At 70.4% G+C, this 16,588-nt stretch carries 17 protein-coding genes; 10 read left to right on the top strand and 7 right to left on the bottom strand.

The annotated features are described in order from the left end of the window. The first annotated feature begins 245 nt into the window (after positions 1 to 245). From MRBLMI12_RS17185 to MRBLMI12_RS17175, 3 genes are all read left to right on the top strand, one after another. Positions 246 to 1,211: a heme o synthase gene (locus tag MRBLMI12_RS17185; protein ID WP_363357495.1), complete on the top strand. Its 966-nt coding sequence runs from the start codon at positions 246 to 248 to the stop codon at positions 1,209 to 1,211. 85 nt (positions 1,212 to 1,296) lie between these two features. Then, a complete protein-coding gene (locus MRBLMI12_RS17180; protein WP_363357494.1) occupies positions 1,297 to 1,650 on the top strand; it encodes a YciI family protein in 354 nt (117 codons plus the stop codon). Positions 1,651 to 1,653: 3 nt separating this feature from the next. Then, positions 1,654 to 2,949 carry an RNA polymerase sigma factor gene (locus MRBLMI12_RS17175; RefSeq protein ID WP_363357493.1) on the top strand — a complete coding sequence of 432 codons (1,296 nt, stop codon included), beginning with the start codon at positions 1,654 to 1,656 and terminating at the stop codon, positions 2,947 to 2,949. Positions 2,950 to 3,019: 70 nt separating this feature from the next. Here MRBLMI12_RS17175 and MRBLMI12_RS17170 read toward each other — a convergent pair whose 3' ends face one another. Both MRBLMI12_RS17170 and MRBLMI12_RS17165 read right to left on the bottom strand, forming a co-directional pair. Next, on the bottom strand, positions 3,020 to 3,415 hold the full coding sequence (locus MRBLMI12_RS17170) for a dinucleotide-utilizing enzyme (RefSeq protein ID WP_363357492.1): 396 nt from the start codon (positions 3,413 to 3,415) through the stop codon (positions 3,020 to 3,022). Positions 3,416 to 3,509: 94 nt separating this feature from the next. Then, positions 3,510 to 4,466 (bottom strand): COX15/CtaA family protein, encoded by a 957-nt coding sequence (locus MRBLMI12_RS17165; protein WP_363357491.1) that lies wholly within the window; start codon positions 4,464 to 4,466, stop codon positions 3,510 to 3,512. A gap of 258 nt (positions 4,467 to 4,724) precedes the next feature. On the opposite strand from MRBLMI12_RS17165, the gene sufB reads away from it, so the two are divergent. The 7 genes from sufB to MRBLMI12_RS17130 all read left to right on the top strand — a co-directional run bounded on the left by sufB (position 4,725) and on the right by MRBLMI12_RS17130 (position 11,400). Next, the gene (sufB, locus tag MRBLMI12_RS17160) at positions 4,725 to 6,143 is read left to right on the top strand and encodes a Fe-S cluster assembly protein SufB (RefSeq protein WP_308867416.1); all 1,419 of its coding nucleotides are present in this window, start codon (positions 4,725 to 4,727) and stop codon (positions 6,141 to 6,143) included. After that, positions 6,144 to 7,331 carry a Fe-S cluster assembly protein SufD gene (gene sufD / locus MRBLMI12_RS17155; RefSeq protein WP_363357490.1) on the top strand — a complete coding sequence of 396 codons (1,188 nt, stop codon included), beginning with the start codon at positions 6,144 to 6,146 and terminating at the stop codon, positions 7,329 to 7,331. Beyond that, on the top strand, positions 7,328 to 7,657 hold the full coding sequence (locus tag MRBLMI12_RS17150; RefSeq protein ID WP_349427670.1) for a non-heme iron oxygenase ferredoxin subunit: 330 nt from the start codon (positions 7,328 to 7,330) through the stop codon (positions 7,655 to 7,657). The genes sufD and MRBLMI12_RS17150 overlap by 4 nt, the downstream gene beginning before the upstream one ends. A gap of 15 nt (positions 7,658 to 7,672) precedes the next feature. Continuing rightward, positions 7,673 to 8,467, top strand: coding sequence for a Fe-S cluster assembly ATPase SufC (gene sufC, locus MRBLMI12_RS17145; RefSeq protein ID WP_308867413.1), 795 nt, complete (start codon positions 7,673 to 7,675; stop codon positions 8,465 to 8,467). Between the two features lie 9 nt (positions 8,468 to 8,476). Further along, positions 8,477 to 8,806, top strand: coding sequence for a metal-sulfur cluster assembly factor (locus MRBLMI12_RS17140; protein ID WP_349427669.1), 330 nt, complete (start codon positions 8,477 to 8,479; stop codon positions 8,804 to 8,806). 63 nt (positions 8,807 to 8,869) lie between these two features. Continuing rightward, a complete protein-coding gene (locus MRBLMI12_RS17135; protein ID WP_404910751.1) occupies positions 8,870 to 10,033 on the top strand; it encodes a MalY/PatB family protein in 1,164 nt (387 codons plus the stop codon). Beyond that, positions 10,030 to 11,400 carry an MFS transporter gene (locus MRBLMI12_RS17130; RefSeq protein ID WP_363357488.1) on the top strand — a complete coding sequence of 457 codons (1,371 nt, stop codon included), beginning with the start codon at positions 10,030 to 10,032 and terminating at the stop codon, positions 11,398 to 11,400. The genes MRBLMI12_RS17135 and MRBLMI12_RS17130 overlap by 4 nt, the downstream gene beginning before the upstream one ends. Before the next feature lie 182 nt (positions 11,401 to 11,582). On the opposite strand, the gene MRBLMI12_RS17125 is transcribed toward MRBLMI12_RS17130, so the two are convergent. The 5 genes from MRBLMI12_RS17125 to MRBLMI12_RS17105 are packed head-to-tail and all read right to left on the bottom strand — an operon-like array spanning position 11,583 to position 16,472. After that, the gene (locus MRBLMI12_RS17125) at positions 11,583 to 12,494 is read right to left on the bottom strand and encodes a siderophore-interacting protein (RefSeq protein WP_349427666.1); all 912 of its coding nucleotides are present in this window, start codon (positions 12,492 to 12,494) and stop codon (positions 11,583 to 11,585) included. Beyond that, entirely contained in the window at positions 12,478 to 13,329 is an 852-nt protein-coding gene (locus tag MRBLMI12_RS17120; protein ID WP_363357487.1) for an ABC transporter ATP-binding protein, read from the bottom strand. The genes MRBLMI12_RS17125 and MRBLMI12_RS17120 overlap by 17 nt, the downstream gene beginning before the upstream one ends. Beyond that, entirely contained in the window at positions 13,326 to 14,375 is a 1,050-nt protein-coding gene (locus MRBLMI12_RS17115) for a FecCD family ABC transporter permease (protein ID WP_363357486.1), read from the bottom strand. Before MRBLMI12_RS17115 ends, MRBLMI12_RS17120 begins: the two co-directional genes overlap by 4 nt. Further along, positions 14,372 to 15,418 carry a FecCD family ABC transporter permease gene (locus MRBLMI12_RS17110; protein WP_363357485.1) on the bottom strand — a complete coding sequence of 349 codons (1,047 nt, stop codon included), beginning with the start codon at positions 15,416 to 15,418 and terminating at the stop codon, positions 14,372 to 14,374. Before MRBLMI12_RS17110 ends, MRBLMI12_RS17115 begins: the two co-directional genes overlap by 4 nt. 22 nt (positions 15,419 to 15,440) lie before the next feature. Beyond that, the gene (locus MRBLMI12_RS17105) at positions 15,441 to 16,472 is read right to left on the bottom strand and encodes an iron-siderophore ABC transporter substrate-binding protein (RefSeq protein ID WP_363357484.1); all 1,032 of its coding nucleotides are present in this window, start codon (positions 16,470 to 16,472) and stop codon (positions 15,441 to 15,443) included. Positions 16,473 to 16,588 lie beyond the last annotated feature (116 nt).

The following is a 16,588-nucleotide window of genomic DNA, read 5'->3' as shown; positions in this document are numbered from 1 at the left end:
GTGTTTCTCAGCATAGCGAAGGGGTAGACCGCCGAGGCGATGCGAGACGTGTATGTGACGCAGTCTTGCGAAGGCCGGTGCGCCGTCCATGACATCCCGGTGTCGCGGGCGTCACGTTCTGCTCACCTGCGGCCGGGCGGCGTTGTGATCCGCCGGCGCCGGGGGAGGCGGCCGCCCGGGCGCGGGGTGCGACACGCCGATGCCCTAGACTTGGGGCGAATCTGCAGGCGGCGATTGCGGGGGTCATGGACAGCACGAAGACGGCCGGGGCTGCGGCGGAGTCCGCACGCGCGGGCGTGGGGACGATCGACACACCCCGCCGGCCTCGGCAGAGCTTCGGCCGCACCGTCCGCGCCTATGTCGCGCTGATGAAGCCGCGCGTGCTCGAGCTGCTGCTGGTCACGACGGTCCCGGTGATGATCCTCGCGGAGGGCGGCTTCCCGGACGTCTGGCTGGTCGTCGCGACCGTCGTCGGCGGCACGGCGAGTGCCGGCTCGGCGGCGGCATTCAACATGTACCTCGATCGCGACATCGACGCTCACATGCAGCGCACGGTGAACCGGCCGCTGGTCACGGGCGAGGTCTCGCCCCGCGGCGCGCTGATCTTCGCCTGGTCGCTCGCGGTGTTCTCGACGGTGTGGCTGTGGCTCACGACGAACTGGCTGGCGGCGACGCTGTCGGCCGCGGCCATCTTCTTCTACGTCGTGATCTACACGATGATCCTCAAGCGCCGTACGGAGCAGAACATCGTGTGGGGCGGCATCGCCGGCTGCTTCCCGGTGGTCATCGGCTGGACGGCCGTCACCGGCTCGCTGGCGTGGCCGCCGGTGATCCTGTTCGCGCTGGTGTTCCTGTGGACGCCGCCGCACTACTGGCCGCTGTCGATGAAGTACAAGGACCAGTACGAGGGCGTCCAGGTGCCGATGCTCGGCGCCACGCGCGGCGGCTCGCAGGTCGGCCTGCAGGTCATCCTGTACGCGTGGGCCACCGTGGTGTGCTCGCTGCTGCTGATCCCCGTCGCCGGGATGGGCCTGGTCTACACGGTGTCGGCGCTCGTCTTCGGCGGCTGGTTCATCTACGAGTCGCACGTGCTCTACAACCGCGCGGTGCGCGGCACCGAGCCGCGCCCGATGCGCGTGTTCCACGCGTCGATCACGTACCTCACCCTGCTCTTCGTCGCGATCGCCGTCGATCCGCTGCTGCCGTTCTGATTCGCCGGCCCTGTCGATTCCGGCGGGGGCTCGTTCGTCGGATGAATGAGGGGCACAATGCCTCTCGACGACGAAAGAGGACGGCATGGCGCAGTATCTGATCCTGATCTACGGCGACGAGGCGCAGTGGGACGCCCGCAGCGACGACGAGATGCGGGCGGTCGACGCCGGTCACGCCGCGTTCCGCGAACGCGGAGGCTCGGCGATCATCGCGTCGGGTGAGCTTGAGTCAAGCCGTACGGCGACCACTCTGCGCGCCGGTAGGGAGCGGCCGCTCGTGACGGACGGCCCCTTCCTCGAGACAAAGGAGGTCCTCGGCGGGTTCTACCTCGTCGACGTGACCGACCTCGACGCGGCGCTCGGACTGGCCGGGCTGCTGCATGAGGCCTCCGAGGACCACGGCGGCGTGCAGGTCCAGCCGCTGGTCGATCACTCCTGAGCGATGGTCCCCACGTCCCCTCCGCCCGGCGCCGGTGCGCTGAGCGGAGCCTCCGGCAGCGAGGCTCCCGTCGGGTCCTGGACGGTTCCGGACGTCCAGGTCGGCGCCGCCCTCGCCGACGCCCACCGTGCCGAGTGGGCGGCGGTCGTCGCGGCGACCGCGCGGCTTACCGGCGACCTGGACCTCGCCGAGGAGTGCGCCCAGGAGGCGTTCGCGCGGGCGGTCGATCTCTGGCCGACGCGCGGCATCCCGGATCGTCCGGGCGCGTGGCTGACGACGGTCGCCGCCAACCGCGCGAGGGACGTTTTGCGGCGGGAGGCGGCGCTGCGGCGCCGGTTTCCGCTGCTCGTCCGTGAGGAGGTGACGGACGACGGCGGGTCGTGGCACTCGGACGATCGGCTGCGGCTGATCTTCACCTGCTGCCACCCCGCCCTGGCACGCGAGGCGCAGGTGGCCCTCACCCTGCGCCTGGTGTGCGGCGTGTCGACCGCCGACATCGCAGCGGCCTTCCTCGTCGGCGAGTCCGCGATGGCGGCGCGCGTCACGCGCGCGAAGCGCAAGATCGCGACGGCACGAATCCCGTTCCGGGTGCCCGACGCGTGGGAGCTCTCCGAGCGCGTCGGGGTGGTGTGCGATGTGCTCTACCTCGTGTTCACCGTCGGGCACGCGCCGCCCTCGGGCGACGCCGTCGTCCGGACGGACCTGGTGGAGGAGGCCATCGCGCTCACCCGCATGCTGCGCGGACTGCTGCCCGCAGATCGCTCGGTGGCGGGGCTGCTCGCGCTCATGCTGCTCATCGACGCCCGACGCGACACGCGCGACGAGCTGCTCGCCGACCAGGACCGCTCGCGGTGGGACCGGGCGCTCATCGACGAGGGACTCGCCCTGCTCGCGACGGCTTCGGCCGGAGCAGTCGACCGCTATGCGATCTCTGCCGCCATCGCCGCCGTGCACGCGCAGGCGCCGACGTGGGCGGACACCGACTGGACGCGGATCGCCGGCCTCTACCGGCTGCTCGCTCAGGCGTGGCAGAGCCCCGTGGTCGCTCTCAACGGCGCTGTCGCGATCGGCATGCGCGACGGGCCCGCGGCGGGGCTGGCGGCCGTCGACGCCGTCGCCGCCGATCCTCCGCTCGTGCGGTACCCGTACCTCCCGGCGGCGCGAGCCGCGTTCCTCATGGAGCTCGGCCGCTGGGCCGAGGCGGCCGACGCCTATGCCGAAGCCGCGCGGCTCACCGGGAGCGAAGCGGAGCGGCAGCGGCTGCGGGAGCAGACCGCGCGGGCGCGGTCGCGGGCCTGACGGCCGCCGTGCACCCCGATACGACGAAGCCGCAGGAAGTACGAGACTCCCTGCGGCTTTCGGCGTGGTGTCAGCGGGAGGCGACGGGTGCGTCGACCTCGGCGGCGGCGGCCGGCTCAGCGGCCTCGGTGCTCTCGGGGGCGGCGTCGATGCTCTCCGCCTCGGAGTCCCAGTCGATGGGCTCGACGACCTCGACCGGCGCGTGCGGGCGCAGGGTCGAGATGGCGGCGATGCCGAGCGCGAGGAGGATGCCGACGATGCCGGCGCCGATGAGGATCCCGCCGAGCTGGGCGACGGACTGGCCGACATAGACGTCGACACCGGTCGCGGTGCCGTCGGTCAGGGTCGTCGTCATCGAGGCGATCTTGTCGGTGGTGATGAACCAGCCGCCGGCGACGGTCGCCAGCGAGACGACGACGAGGCCCCAGAACGGGATGCTGCGGATGAGACGGGGACGGGTGGACATGTGTCGATCACTCCTCGGGATGCGCGACCCGTGGTGGCCGCGGCATCCCACCCTCGCAAAGGAGTCCGTGCGACGCCAATCGGGTTGCTATGGATCAGCTGTGGACGGCCGCGCGTGCCGGCGCCTTGAGATGCATGACGACGGCCGTCATCGCGGCGACCAGCCCGACTGCGAGCACCATGTGGATGTTGACGAGGACGATCGGCAGCCCGGTGCGCGCCTGCCAGAGTCCGACGACGATCTGCACGAGCTCGATTCCGAGCAGGAGCAGCGTCCACAGGCGCAGGCGCAGCGCCGGGGGAGTGCGCCACGAGCCGGCCACCAGCACGAGGGTGAGCGCGAACGTGATGTAGCCCGGCCACGCGTGGATGTGCTGCATCAGCTCCGGGTTGAGCCCGTTGCGCGCGGCGCCGCCGTCGCCGGCGTGCGGGCCGGAGCCGGTCACGAGGATGCCCACCACGATCGTGAGGAGCACGAACGCCGTCGTGACGTGGGTCACCGCCGCGTACCAGCGGGGGACGGCGAGCACGCGCGGACCCGGCTCGGCGTACACGCGCACCACGAGCACCGCCGACAGCGCCACCAGCAGCACCGAGGCGAAGTAGTGCAGGCCCACGACGTAGGGATTGAGGTTCGTCAGGACCGTGATACCGCCGATGACCGCCTGCACCGGCACATAGAGGCCGATCAGCAGCGAGAGCCAGAACAGGTCACGGCGCTCGCGGCGCATGCGGACGACGAAGAGGAACATGATGATCGCGACGGCGACCAGCACGAAGGTCAGCAGGCGGTTGCCGAACTCGATGAAGCCGTGCACCCCCGAGACCTCGGGGACCGGGACGAATGAGTCCTCGTTGCACCGCGGCCACGTGTCGCAGCCGAGCCCGGAGCCGGTGAGGCGGACGAGGCCCCCGGTGGCGACGATGCCGATCTGCACCGCCAGCGTCGCCCACGCGGCCGCGATCACGCGGCGGTCGACGCGATCCGGGAGCCACAGCCAGAAGCGCTGCCGGATTCCCGGGGCCGTCGTGGTGGACTCTTGCGCGGACATGCTGGTCGTCGCCTCCTGGCAGAGGCTCCTGGAACCGCGCGTGACGTACGGGGCGCGTCCGCGTCGGGGTGGAACCTGTAGAATCAAGGGGTCGGTTGCGGTGCAGTTCCCAGCGCCGCGCACCACTGACAGTCTAGGCGCGAAGATCGGCGCCGCTTGAGAGGGCCCGAGAAGCGGCATCCCCCCTCCGGTATCTCCACCGGAGAACACGGATGCCGGGGCGGATCACACCGCTAGGACCCGGAGGAGAACGTGACGATGTCTGATGTGCTGATCGATCGCCCGGAGCTGGACAGCCTGGGTGTCTACGAGTTCGGGTGGCATGATGCCGACGCCGCGGGAGCCGTGGCGAAACGAGGCATCGACGAGTCCGTGGTGCGTGGCATCTCGGCGCTCAAGAACGAACCCGAATGGATGCTGAAGACCCGGCTGAAGGGCTATCAGCTGTTCGGCCGCAAGCCGATGCCGACCTGGGGCGCCGACCTCAGCGAGATCGACTTCGACAACATCAAGTACTTCGTGCGCTCCACCGAGAAGCAGGCGGGGTCGTGGGAAGAGCTCCCCGAGGACATCCGCAACACGTACGAGAAGCTCGGCATCCCCGAGGCGGAGCGCCAGCGCCTGGTCGCGGGCGTCGCGGCACAGTACGAGTCCGAGGTCGTGTACCACCAGATCCGCGAGGACCTCGAGGCGCAGGGCGTCATCTTCATGGACACCGACACCGCGCTGCGCGAGCACCCCGAGTTCTTCGAGGAGTACTTCGGCACGGTCATCCCGGCCGGCGACAACAAGTTCGCGGCGCTCAACACCGCGGTGTGGTCGGGCGGCTCGTTCGTCTACGTGCCGCCGGGAGTGCACGTCGAGATCCCGCTGCAGGCGTACTTCCGCATCAACACCGAGAACATGGGACAGTTCGAGCGGACGCTCATCATCGCCGACGAGGGCTCGTACGTGCACTACATCGAGGGCTGCACGGCCCCGATCTACAAGAGCGACTCGCTGCACTCGGCCGTCGTCGAGATCATCGTGAAGAAGAACGCCCGTGTGCGCTACACGACGATCCAGAACTGGTCGAACAACGTCTACAACCTCGTCACCAAGCGCGCCGTGGCGCACGAGGGAGCGACGATGGAGTGGATCGACGGCAACATCGGCTCCAAGGTCACGATGAAGTACCCGTCGATCTTCCTGATGGGCGAGCACGCCAAGGGCGAGACGCTGTCGGTCGCGTTCGCCGGTCCGGGTCAGCACCAGGACGCCGGCGCGAAGATGATCCACATGGCGCCGTACACGCAGTCGTCGATCGTGTCCAAGTCGATCGCCCGCGGCGGCGGCCGGGCCGGCTACCGCGGCGAGGTCCGCGTGGACGCGAACGCGCACCACTCGGCCAACACGGTGCGCTGCGACGCGCTGCTGGTCGACACGATCTCGCGCTCCGACACGTACCCGGCCATCGACATCCGCGTCGACGACGTGCAGCTCGGCCACGAGGCGACGGTCTCGAAGGTCAGCGAGGAGCAGCTCTTCTACCTCATGAGCCGCGGGATGCCGGAGGACGAGGCCATGGCGATGATCGTGCGCGGCTTCATCGAGCCGATCGCCCGCGAGCTGCCCATGGAGTACGCGCTCGAACTCAACAAGCTCATCGAGATGGGCATGGAAGGATCCGTCGGCTAGATGAGCCCCACCACTGAGGCCCCCACCATTCCCGGCGCGAAGGGCCACACCGATGGCGCCGGCGCGTTCGTGCCGGTTCAGACTCGCTCCGAGCGTCCCTGGTCCTTCGACCCCGCCGACTTCGAGGTGCCCACCGGCCGCGAGGTCAACTGGAAGCACACGCCGACCGCCAAGGTCCAGCCGCTGTTCGTCGACGAGGCCGGACCCCACGGCGTCATCGAGGTCGACGTCGACGCCCCGGCAGGACTCGTGCAGGAGCGCCTGACCATCGGCACGGCGCCCCGCGGCGAGGTGTTCCGCCCCGAGGATCTGCCGAGCGCGATCGCCTGGAAACAGGAGACCGAGGCGCCGCTGCTGCGCATACCGGCCGGCGCCGAGTACACCGAGCCGATCGTGGTGTCGCTGACCGGCACCGGCGGTCTGGCGCACGCGCACGTCGTCGTCGAGGCTCAGGCGAACTCGCACGCCACCGTCGTGTTCCGCCACACCGGCACCGCCCAGCACGCGCAGAACGTCGAGATCATCGTGCGCGAGGGCGCACACCTGGAGCTCGTGACCGTGCAGCGGTGGGACGACGACGCCGTGCACGTGGCCTCCCACCAGGCGCGCGTCGAGCGCGACGCGACCCTCCGCCACGTCGTCGTCAGCTTCGGCGGCGGCGTCGTGCGCGTCAACCCGACGGTGGAGCTCGCCGGCACCGGCTCGCGCGCCGAGCTGTACGGCCTCAGCTACTCCGACTCGGGGCAGCACCTCGAGAGCCAGGTGTACCTGCACCACAAGGGTGCCGAGACCACCGGCGACGTGCTCTACAAGAGCGCGCTGCAGGGCGCGGCGGCGCGCACGGTGTGGATCGGCGACGTCCTCATCGGGGCGGATGCCGTGGGCACCGACTCGTACGAGGCCAACCGCAACCTCGTCCTGACCGAAGGCGCGCGCGCCGAGTCGATCCCCAACCTGGAGATCGAGACCGGTGACATCCGCGGCGCCGGTCACGCGAGCGCCACCGGGCGATTCGACGACGAGCAGCTGTTCTACCTGCAGGCGCGCGGCATCGCCGAGGAGGAGGCGCGACGGCTCGTCGTGCTCGGCTTCCTCGCCGAGATCGTGCAGAAGATCGGTGTCGCAGACCTCGAGGCGGAGCTGTTCGCCGTGATCGAGGAAGAACTCGCCAAGGAGGCCGGCCGATGACCGCGCAGCGCGTGTGCGCCCTCAGCGACCTCGTCCCGGACGAAGCCCGCCGTGTCGAGGTGGACGGCGTCGCGATCGCCCTCGTGATGGACTCCAGCGGCGAGGTGCACGCCATCGGCGATGTCTGCACCCACGGCGACATCTCGCTGGCCGAGGGCTTCGTCGACGGCGAGTCGCTCGAGTGCTGGGCCCACGGCTCGGCGTTCTCGCTGCGCACCGGCAAGCCCCTCAATCTCCCCGCGTACGAGCCGGTCCCCGTGTTCGCGGTCACCGTCGACGGCGACGACGTGCTCGTCGACGCCACCGTCACGCTCGAAGTGAACTGAAGAAGGTACTGAAGAATGTCTGTTCTCGAGATCCGCGACCTCCATGTGACGGTCGAGACGGATGCCGGCACCACGCCGATCCTCAACGGTCTGTCGCTCACGATCCGCACGGGTGAGACCCACGCGATCATGGGCCCCAACGGCTCGGGCAAGTCGACGCTCGCCTACACGATCGCCGGTCACCCCAAGTACACCGTCACGAGCGGCTCGATCACGCTCGACGGCGAGGACGTCCTCGCGATGTCGGTGGACGAGCGGGCGCGTGCGGGCCTCTTCCTGGCGATGCAGTACCCGGTCGAGATCCCGGGCGTGACCGTCACGAACTTCCTCCGCACCGCGAAGACCGCGATCGACGGCGAGGCGCCCTCGATCCGCACGTGGACGAAGGACGTCAAGGCGTCGATGAAGAACCTGCGCATGGACCCCAAGTTCGCGCAGCGAAACGTCAACGAGGGTTTCTCGGGCGGCGAGAAGAAGCGCCACGAGATCCTCCAGCTCGAGCTCCTGCGTCCGCAGATCGCCGTGCTCGACGAGACCGACTCCGGTCTCGACGTCGACGCGCTGAAGATCGTGTCGGAGGGCGTCAACCGCGCCAAGGCGGACAACGACCTCGGTGTGCTACTCATCACGCACTACACCCGCATCCTGCGCTACATCCACCCCGACTTCGTGCACGTGATGGTGCAGGGGCGCATCGTCGAGGAGGGCGGCCCCGAGCTGGCCGACCGCCTCGAGGACGAGGGCTACGACCGCTACCTGCCCGCGGGCGAAGAGGAGCCCGCCGAGGCTCCCGTCGCCAGCGAAGCGTAGGATCGACGTATGACGGCGACCCTCACCCCCGAGAAGTACGACGAGGTGACCGAGGCTCTCAAGGACGTCATGGACCCGGAGCTCGGGATCAATGTCGTCGACCTCGGCCTCATCTACGACCTCGCGTGGGACGACGAGAACGACGCCCTGGTCATCCACATGACCCTCACGTCGGCCGGCTGTCCGCTCACCGACGTGCTCGAGGAGCAGACCGCACAGGCGCTCGACGAGATCGTCGAGCGGTTCCGCATCAACTGGGTGTGGATGCCGCCGTGGGGTCCGGAGCGCATCACCGACGACGGGCGCGACATGATGCGCGCGCTCGGTTTCGCGATCTGAGGCCCGGCCGTTTCGCACGGTGACACGCGGCGTCGCCATGTCGCCGTCGCTCGATAGGGTCGAATGGTGAGCGTCACCCCCCTGAAAGCACTGCCCCTCGACGAGCTGCGCCAGCGCACGAGCACGAAGTGGCGGAAGTACGGGGAGGACGTGCTGCCGTTCTTCGTGGCCGAGACCGACTACGCGCTGGCACCCGAGATCACGCGGGTCCTGACGCGCGCGGTGCAGCTCGGCGACACCGGATACACCCCTCCCGACCCCGGCGTCCGCGAGGCCTTCGCCGGCTTCGCCGAGCGCCGCTGGGGGTGGAGCGTCGACCCGGCCGACGTGTTCTGGACGGGCGACGTGATGATGGGCGTCGTCGAGATCCTGCGCAAGGTCATCGAACCCGGTGACCGTGTCGTGGTCATGCCTCCCGTGTACCCGCCGTTCTACGACACCGTCGAGGAGGCAGGCGGCGTGGTCGAGCGCGTGCCGCTCGCGGCGAGCGACGCCGGCTGGGAGATCGACCTGCTCGGTGTGGAGGCGGCGCTCGCGGGCGGCGCACGCGCCGTGCTGCTGTGCAACCCGCACAATCCCACGGGGAGCGTGCACACGCCCGAGAGCCTGGCCGCGCTGGCGGATGTCGCCGAAGGATTCGGCGCGACGGTGGTCAGCGACGAGATCCACGGACCGCTGACGTACGAGCCCACGGCGTTCACGCCGTTCCTGGCAGCCTCGGAGTCGGCCCGGCGGGTCGGCTATGCGGTGACCAGCGCGAGCAAGACCTTCAACCTCGCCGGCCTGAAGTGCGCGGTGATGGTCGCGGGCGGCGACGCCCAGCGCGCGGCGCTGCGCTCGCTGCCGTGGGAGGTCGAGTGGCGCACCGGCCTCTTCGGTGCGCTCTCGAACGTCGCGGCGTATTCGCCCGAGAGCGACGAGTGGCTGGAGAGCCTGCTGGCCACGCTCGACGCCAACCGACTGCTCCTGGCGGAGCTCCTCGCCGAGCACCTGCCGCAGGCGCGCTACCTGCCGCCCGACGCCGGCTTCCTGGCGTGGGTCGACCTGTCGGCGTACGGCTGGGGCGACAACCCCGCCGTGAAGGTGCTGCGCGACGCGAAGGTGGCGCTGCACCACGGACCCCTGTTCGGCGTCGAGGGCACGGGGCACGTCCGCATCAACTTCGGCTGCGCGCCCGAGCTGCTCCGCGAGGCGGTGGAGCGCATCGGCGCGCTGGCGCGATCGTGACGACGGCATCCGAGCCCGCGACGAGCATCTGGCGGGGCCGGTTCGTCTGGGTGACGGTCGGTGCCGTCGCCCTGATCTTCCTGGCGGCGATCCAGTCGCTCGCGGTGACCACGGTGATGCCGGTGGTGAGCGCCGACCTCGACGGCGAGCGCCTCTACGCCGTGGCGTTCGCGGGAACGCTCGCCACGAGCGTCATCGGCATGGTCGCCGTCGGCGCGTGGTGCGACCGAGGCGGGGTTCTCGCGCCGCTGAGCACGGCCGTCGGACTGTTCGTCATCGGGCTGCTCATCTCGGGACTCGCCCTCACGATGCCGACCCTCGTCGCCGGGCGCCTGGTGCAGGGCCTCGGCACCGGCGGGCAGACGGTGGCCCTGTACGTGGTGGTCGCCCGCGTCTATCCGGGTGCGATGCACGGCCGCGTCTTCGCCGCGTTCTCCGCGGCGTGGGTCGTGCCGTCGCTGATCGGGCCGTTCCTGGCAGGAGCTGTGACGGAGTTCCTGCACTGGCGGTGGGTCTTCCTCGGCGTGGCCGCGCTCACGGTGGTCGCGTTCGCGCTGGTGGTGGCGCGCCTCCACGGACTCCCGCTCCACACCGATGAGCCGGCGACCTCGCGCATCGCGCCGCGGCTGGCCTGTGCCGTGGCCCTCGCCGTCGGCGCCCTGGGCCTCAGCCTCGCAGGCGAACTCGGAACGTGGGCGTGGGCGGCGGTGGCGGCATCCGTCGTCGTCATCGCGCTGGCATCGCGGCCGCTTCTTCCGCGCGGCACGCTGCTCGCCGCGCGCGGCCTGCCCAGCGTGGTGCTGATGCGCGGACTGATCGCGGGCGCGCTGTTCGGCGCGGAGATCTACGTGCCGTACCTGCTGATCGACGAGTACGGCTTCTCGCCGACCTGGGCGGGGCTCGGCCTCACCGCGGCCGCGGTGGCGTGGGCGACCGCGGCCGACGTGCAGGGCCGCTTCGGCGACCGGATCGGCAACACGCGCATCACGCTGATCGGCACCGCGCTGCTCGTCGGAGCGCTCGTCTTCGCGGGGGCGACGGCTCTGTTCGGACTGCACCCCGCGGTGCTGATCGCGGGGTGGGGGCTCGCGGGCGGCGGAATGGGCCTCATGTACCCGCGTCTGACCGTGCTGACGCTGGCGTACTCGACGGCGCAGAACCAGGGGTTCAACTCATCGGCGCTGTCGATCTCGGACGCCGTCGGCTCGGCGTCGTCGATCGCCGTGATGGGGCTCGTCTTCACCGCGCTGGTGGGGACGGATGCCGGATTCCCGGCCGTGTTCGCCATCGCCGTGGTGCTCGCCCTGAGCGCTCTGGTGCCGGGGCTGCGGCTCGGCCACGCGCACGAAGTCTCACGGCCGCGTTAGCGTATCCCCAGACGCGGAGGGGTTTCGACTCGCTTCGCTCGCTCAACCTTGAGTCGAGCCGCATCAACGCTCGCTGGCGCTCGCATTGATCCGGTGCGGAGAGGTTTCGACTCGCTTCGCTCGCTCAACCTTGAGTCGAGCCGCATCAACGCTCGCTGGCGCTCGCATTGATCCGGCTCGACTCAATTCTCGGCTCTGCCGAGGCGCCAGTAGCCCATGAAGGCGACGGCCCGGCGGTCGACGCCGCGCTCCGAGACGAGGTGCCGGCGCAGCGCCTTGATGGCGCCGGCCTCGCCCGCGAGCCACGCATACAGACGCGCGCTCTTGAGTGCCGCACCGCCCTTCGCGGTGCGCGGCACCTCCCACAGGATGTCGGTGTCGATGTCGATCTCCTCGACATCGGCGCCCCGGCCCTCCGGTGCGAGGACGGCCGCGGCATCCGTCACCGACGACACGAGGTAGCTGTTGCGGGCGGCGGCCGCGTCCCGCGCGCCGACCCGGTACTCGAACCCGGGGTGCTGCGGAAGGTAGGCGATGTCGTCGTCGTGGGGAACCTCGAGCGCGACGACGCCGCGTGCCTCGGGCGGCAGCTGCTCGAGGATCGCCGCGATCGCGGGGGCGGCCGTCTCGTCGCCGGCGAGCAGGATGCTGTCGACCCGCGCCGGCGGCACGAAGTCGATGCCGTAGCTCACGCCCTCGTGGGCCGTGGTGGGGGCGTAGATGAGGACCTCGTCGCCGACCGCGGCGCGCGCGATCCAGTCGGAGGCCGGTCCCAGCACGTCGTGCGAGACCATGTCGATGTCCACCTCGCACTGCTCGTTGCGCACGTAGCGCGTGGTGTAGGTGCGGAACGGCGGGCGGCCCGCCTCCGGCAGCTCACGCCACTGCGTGTACCAGTCCTCGCCCATCGGCATCGCGTCCAGACCGACGGTGTCGGTGGGAAACACGACCTTGATGCGCTGGTCGAGCCCCGGGTCGCCGTAGTGCGCCAGATCGTCGCCGGCGAAGGTGAAGCGTCGGAAGCTCGGGGTCAGGTCGGTGATCGCCGTCACCCGCACGCGGAAGAACTGGTGGGTGTCAACGGTCGTGGCCATCGGAGGCTCCTGTCTGAACGGGTTCTGGCTGAGCGGCGGTGACGTGGTACCGGCCGCGCGGCAGGACGATGGGCGATCCCGACACCGGGTCGGGAACCACCAGTGCGTCGAGGTCGAAGACCTCGCGGATGAGTTCGCTCGTCAGCACGTCGTGCGGGGCGCCGCTCGCGACGACCTGGCCCGCGCGCAGCGCGAAGAGGTGGTCGGCGTAGCGGGCGGCGAGATTCATGTCGTGCAGCACCATCACGATCGTGGTGCCGTGCTCGCGATTGAGGTCGGTGAGCAGGTCGAGCACCTCGACCTGGTGGGCGACATCGAGGAAGGTCGTCGGCTCGTCGAGCAGCAGGATGTCGGTCTCCTGCGCCAGGGCCATCGCGATCCACGCACGCTGACGCTGGCCCCCCGACAGTTCGTCCACCGAACGGTCGGCGAGCTCCTCGATGCCGGTCGAGGCGAGCGCGCGTGCCACCACCTCGTAGTCGTGCGCGCTCCAGCGCGACATGAGCTTCTGGTGGGGGTGGCGTCCGCGGCCGACGAGGTCTGCGACGGCGATGCCCTCGGGCGCGATCGGGCTCTGGGGGAGGAGTCCGAGCGTCCGGGCGATCTCCTTCGTGGGGCGGCCGTGGAGCGCCTTGCCGTCGAGGACCACCTGGCCCTCGCGCGCCGGGATGAGGCGCGCGAGCGCGCGGAGCAGCGTCGACTTGCCGCATCCGTTCGCACCCACGATCGCTGTGATGCGTCCGGGAGGGATGACCAGGTCGAGGCGCTCGACGATCGTCCGATCGCCGTACGACAGCGTCAGGCCCTCCGCCGACAGGCTGTGGGAATCGGTCATAGCGAGCCTCCGGCTCGATTCGTCCTGATGAGGAGGTAGATGAGGAAGGGGGCGCCGAGCACGCCGGTCACGACGCCGACCGGGTAGCGGCTGTCGAACGCGAACTGGCCGAGCAGGTCGCCCAGCTGCACGAGCAGCGCGCCGATGAGCGCCGAGGGCAGCAGCAGCGACCCGCCGGGGCCGACGACGCGGGCCGCGATCGGGCCGGCCATGAAGGCGACGAAGGCGATCGGCCCGGTGGCGGCGGTCGCGAACGCGAGGAGTGCGACGGCCGCGACGATGACCATCACGCGCGTCCCCTGGATCCGCACCCCGAGGCTGGCGGCCGCGTCGTCGCCGAGGCGCATGACGTTCAGGTCGCGACCCCGCGACAGCAAGGCCGGCACCAGTACGAGACTCGCGGCCGCGAGCGGCAGCACGGCCGACCAGGTGGCGCCGTTGAGGCTTCCGGTGAGCCACCTCATGGCGGCCTGCAGGTCGTACGAGGGAGCCTTCGACAGGACGTAGGTGATCGCGGCGTCGAGCATGGCCGCCACGCCGATGCCGATGAGGATCAGCCGCGTGCCCGCGAAGCCGCCCTTGTTCGAGAGCAGGTAGATCGCGAGGGCGGTCAGCAGGCCCCCCGCGACGGCGAGCACCGAGACGGCGGTCTCGCTGAGCGAGAGCACGACGATGCCGAAGACCGCGGCGGCGCTGGCGCCTGCGGTGATGCCGATGATGTCGGGCGACGCGAGCGGGTTGCGCAGCATCGTCTGGAACGTCACGCCGGCGATGCCGAATGCGAATCCGGCGAGGATCGCCAGCACCGCACGGGGAAGGCGCAGCTCGCCGACGGTGAACGAGGCCCCGGGGACGGTCTCGCCGAGGATCACGCGCACGACCTCGTCGAGGCCGTAGAAGGTCTGGCCGATCATGAGCGATGCGGCGAAGACGAGCACCACTCCCACGGCGAGGGTGACCGTCACAATGGTGCGCCGGCGCGCACGTCGCCGGCGGCCGCCGGCGACGGCCTGGGCGGTGATCGGAACGAGGGTGTCGGTGCTCACAGTTCCCGCACCTTCTGCCGGCGGACGATCCAGATGAAGAAAGGGGCGCCGATGAGCGCCGTCAGGATGCCGACCTCGATCTCGTCGGGACGCGCGATGACGCGGCCGAGGACGTCCGCGGCGACGAGCAGGCCGGCCCCCGCGACCGCGGAGAAGGGGAGCAGCCAGCGGTGATCGGTGCCGACCAGAAGCCGGCAGAGGTGCGGGATGATGAGGCCGACGAAGGCGATGGGGCCGGCGATGGCGGTCGCAGCGCCGCACAGGATGACGGCCCCCGCCGACGCGATCAGGCGGGTGCGCATCACGTGCTCGCCGAGTCCGGTGGCGACGTCGTCGCCGAGTGCGAGCGAGTTCATACCGCGTGCACATGCGAGCGTGACGATGGCGCCGACCGCGAGCACGGGCAGGATCGTCGCGATGCGATCCCAGGTCGCGCCGCCGACCCCGCCGATCTGCCAGAACCGGAAGGTCTCGAGCAGATCGACGCGGGGGAGGAGCACCGCGCTCACCAGGGACATGAAGGCGGCGGAGGAAGCGGCCCCCGCGAGCGCGAGCTTGAGGGGTGTGGCGCCGCCGCGCCCGAGCGACCCGACGGTGTAGACGAACACCGCCGCGCCGCCGGCGCCGATGATCGACGCCGCGATGAAGGCGTAGGGGTCGGACATCCCGAAGAACGCGATGCCGATCACCACCGCGAGCGCCGCGCCGCCGGAGATCCCGAGGATGCCGGGGTCGGCGAGGGGATTTCGCGTCACGGCCTGCATCGCGGCGCCGGACAGGGCCAGGGCCGCACCCACGGCGATCGCGAGCACGGTGCGGGGCAGGCGGGCGACGACCGCGGCCTCCGCGACGCTGCTGGTGTCGCCGGCGAGCCCCGCGAGGATGTCGCCCAGGCCGACATCGCGGACGCCGAATGCCACCGACGCGACGCAGAGCATCGCGAGCACCGCGAACGACACCGCGAGCCACCCCACTCGCACCGCTGCCGGACGTCGCAGGGCTGCGGCATCCGGCAACGGCGTGCGGGTCTCGGAGACGGTCACCCGATCAGACTTCCCGGAAGGATCAGCCGAGCGCGCCGGCGAGCAGCGCGAAGTACTCGTCGATGCCCCAGCCGATCGACAGCGGCGACGGGTTGGCCGACGCGGCCAGCGGGGTGGCCTCCTCGAGGATGGCGATGCGCCCCTCGGCGATGGCAGGGATCTGCGACAGCAGCGGGTCTGCCTGCAGCTGCGCGATGATCGATCCGCTCGCGTCGCCGTACGTGACGAAGACGTCGACATCGGCGAAGCGGTCGGCCTGCTCGGCGCTCACCGAGGTGTAGAACTGGACGCCGTCCGACTCCTCGGCCACGACCGTCGGCACCGGGAGGCCGAGGCTCTCGAGGAAGCCGGGGCGCGTGTCGAGGCTCGTGTAGAAGCCGATCTGGCTGAAGTCCGACGGGTCGATGTACGAGAAGAGCACGCTGGCGTCGGCAAGCTCGGGGTGGTTCGCGAGCGCCGCGTCGACCTCGCCCTGCAGCTCCTCGATGAGCGCGTCGCCCTCGTCGGCGAGGCCGATGGCCTTCGAGTTCAGGCGGATCATGTCCTCGTAGGACGTGCCCCACGCGACCTCGGGGTAGGCGACGACGGGCGCGATCTTCGACAGCGTGTCGTACTCCTCCTGGGTGAGCCCGGAGTAGGCGGCGAGGATCACGTCGGGCTGCGTGTCGGCGACGGCCTCGAAGTCGATCCCGTCGGTCTCGTCGAACAGGACCGGCGTCTCCGCGCCGAGCTCCTCGAGCTCGTCCTCGACCCACGGCAGCACGCCGTCTCCGTCGTCGTCGCCCCACGTGACCTCGGCCATGCCCACGGGAACCACGCCGAGGGCGATGGGAACCTCCTGGTTCGACCAGGCGACCGTCGCGACGCGCTCGGGCTTGGACTCGATGACCGTCTCGCCGTACGCGTGCTCGATCGTGACGGGGAAGCCGTCGCCGGACGAGGAGCCGCTCGCGGTGTCGTCGGTGTTGTCGGCTGCCGCGTTCGCGCACCCGACGAGGGCGATCGCGGCGATGGCGAGCATCGCGGTGGCAGCGGCGGTGCGGTTCGGGCGCACGGAATCCTCCGGAAGAATTAGGTAAGGATGCCCTTATTCGGGCGCAGTAAGGCCAACCTTACCCAGCCGGTTTCCAGATTGCCAATCCGTGTCGACACATACCGTGCGCACGCGAC

This window comes from Microbacterium sp. LMI12-1-1.1 (assembly GCF_040676455.1).
Lineage (GTDB): Bacteria > Actinomycetota > Actinomycetes > Actinomycetales > Microbacteriaceae > Microbacterium.
The sequence above is the reverse complement of the archived record's forward strand: the minus strand, read 5'-3'. Positions and strand labels throughout refer to the sequence as shown.

Coding starts and splice junctions, on each gene's coding strand:
- MRBLMI12_RS17185 (WP_363357495.1), top strand. CDS start 246: ATGGACAGCACGAAGACGGCCGGGGCTGCGGCGGAGTCCGCACGCGCG.
- MRBLMI12_RS17180 (WP_363357494.1), top strand. CDS start 1,297: ATGGCGCAGTATCTGATCCTGATCTACGGCGACGAGGCGCAGTGGGAC.
- MRBLMI12_RS17175 (WP_363357493.1), top strand. CDS start 1,654: ATGGTCCCCACGTCCCCTCCGCCCGGCGCCGGTGCGCTGAGCGGAGCC.
- MRBLMI12_RS17170 (WP_363357492.1), bottom strand. CDS start 3,415: ATGTCCACCCGTCCCCGTCTCATCCGCAGCATCCCGTTCTGGGGCCTC.
- MRBLMI12_RS17165 (WP_363357491.1), bottom strand. CDS start 4,466: ATGTCCGCGCAAGAGTCCACCACGACGGCCCCGGGAATCCGGCAGCGC.
- sufB (WP_308867416.1), top strand. CDS start 4,725: ATGTCTGATGTGCTGATCGATCGCCCGGAGCTGGACAGCCTGGGTGTC.
- sufD (WP_363357490.1), top strand. CDS start 6,144: ATGAGCCCCACCACTGAGGCCCCCACCATTCCCGGCGCGAAGGGCCAC.
- MRBLMI12_RS17150 (WP_349427670.1), top strand. CDS start 7,328: ATGACCGCGCAGCGCGTGTGCGCCCTCAGCGACCTCGTCCCGGACGAA.
- sufC (WP_308867413.1), top strand. CDS start 7,673: ATGTCTGTTCTCGAGATCCGCGACCTCCATGTGACGGTCGAGACGGAT.
- MRBLMI12_RS17140 (WP_349427669.1), top strand. CDS start 8,477: ATGACGGCGACCCTCACCCCCGAGAAGTACGACGAGGTGACCGAGGCT.
- MRBLMI12_RS17135 (WP_404910751.1), top strand. CDS start 8,870: ATGGTGAGCGTCACCCCCCTGAAAGCACTGCCCCTCGACGAGCTGCGC.
- MRBLMI12_RS17125 (WP_349427666.1), bottom strand. CDS start 12,494: ATGGCCACGACCGTTGACACCCACCAGTTCTTCCGCGTGCGGGTGACG.
- MRBLMI12_RS17120 (WP_363357487.1), bottom strand. CDS start 13,329: ATGACCGATTCCCACAGCCTGTCGGCGGAGGGCCTGACGCTGTCGTAC.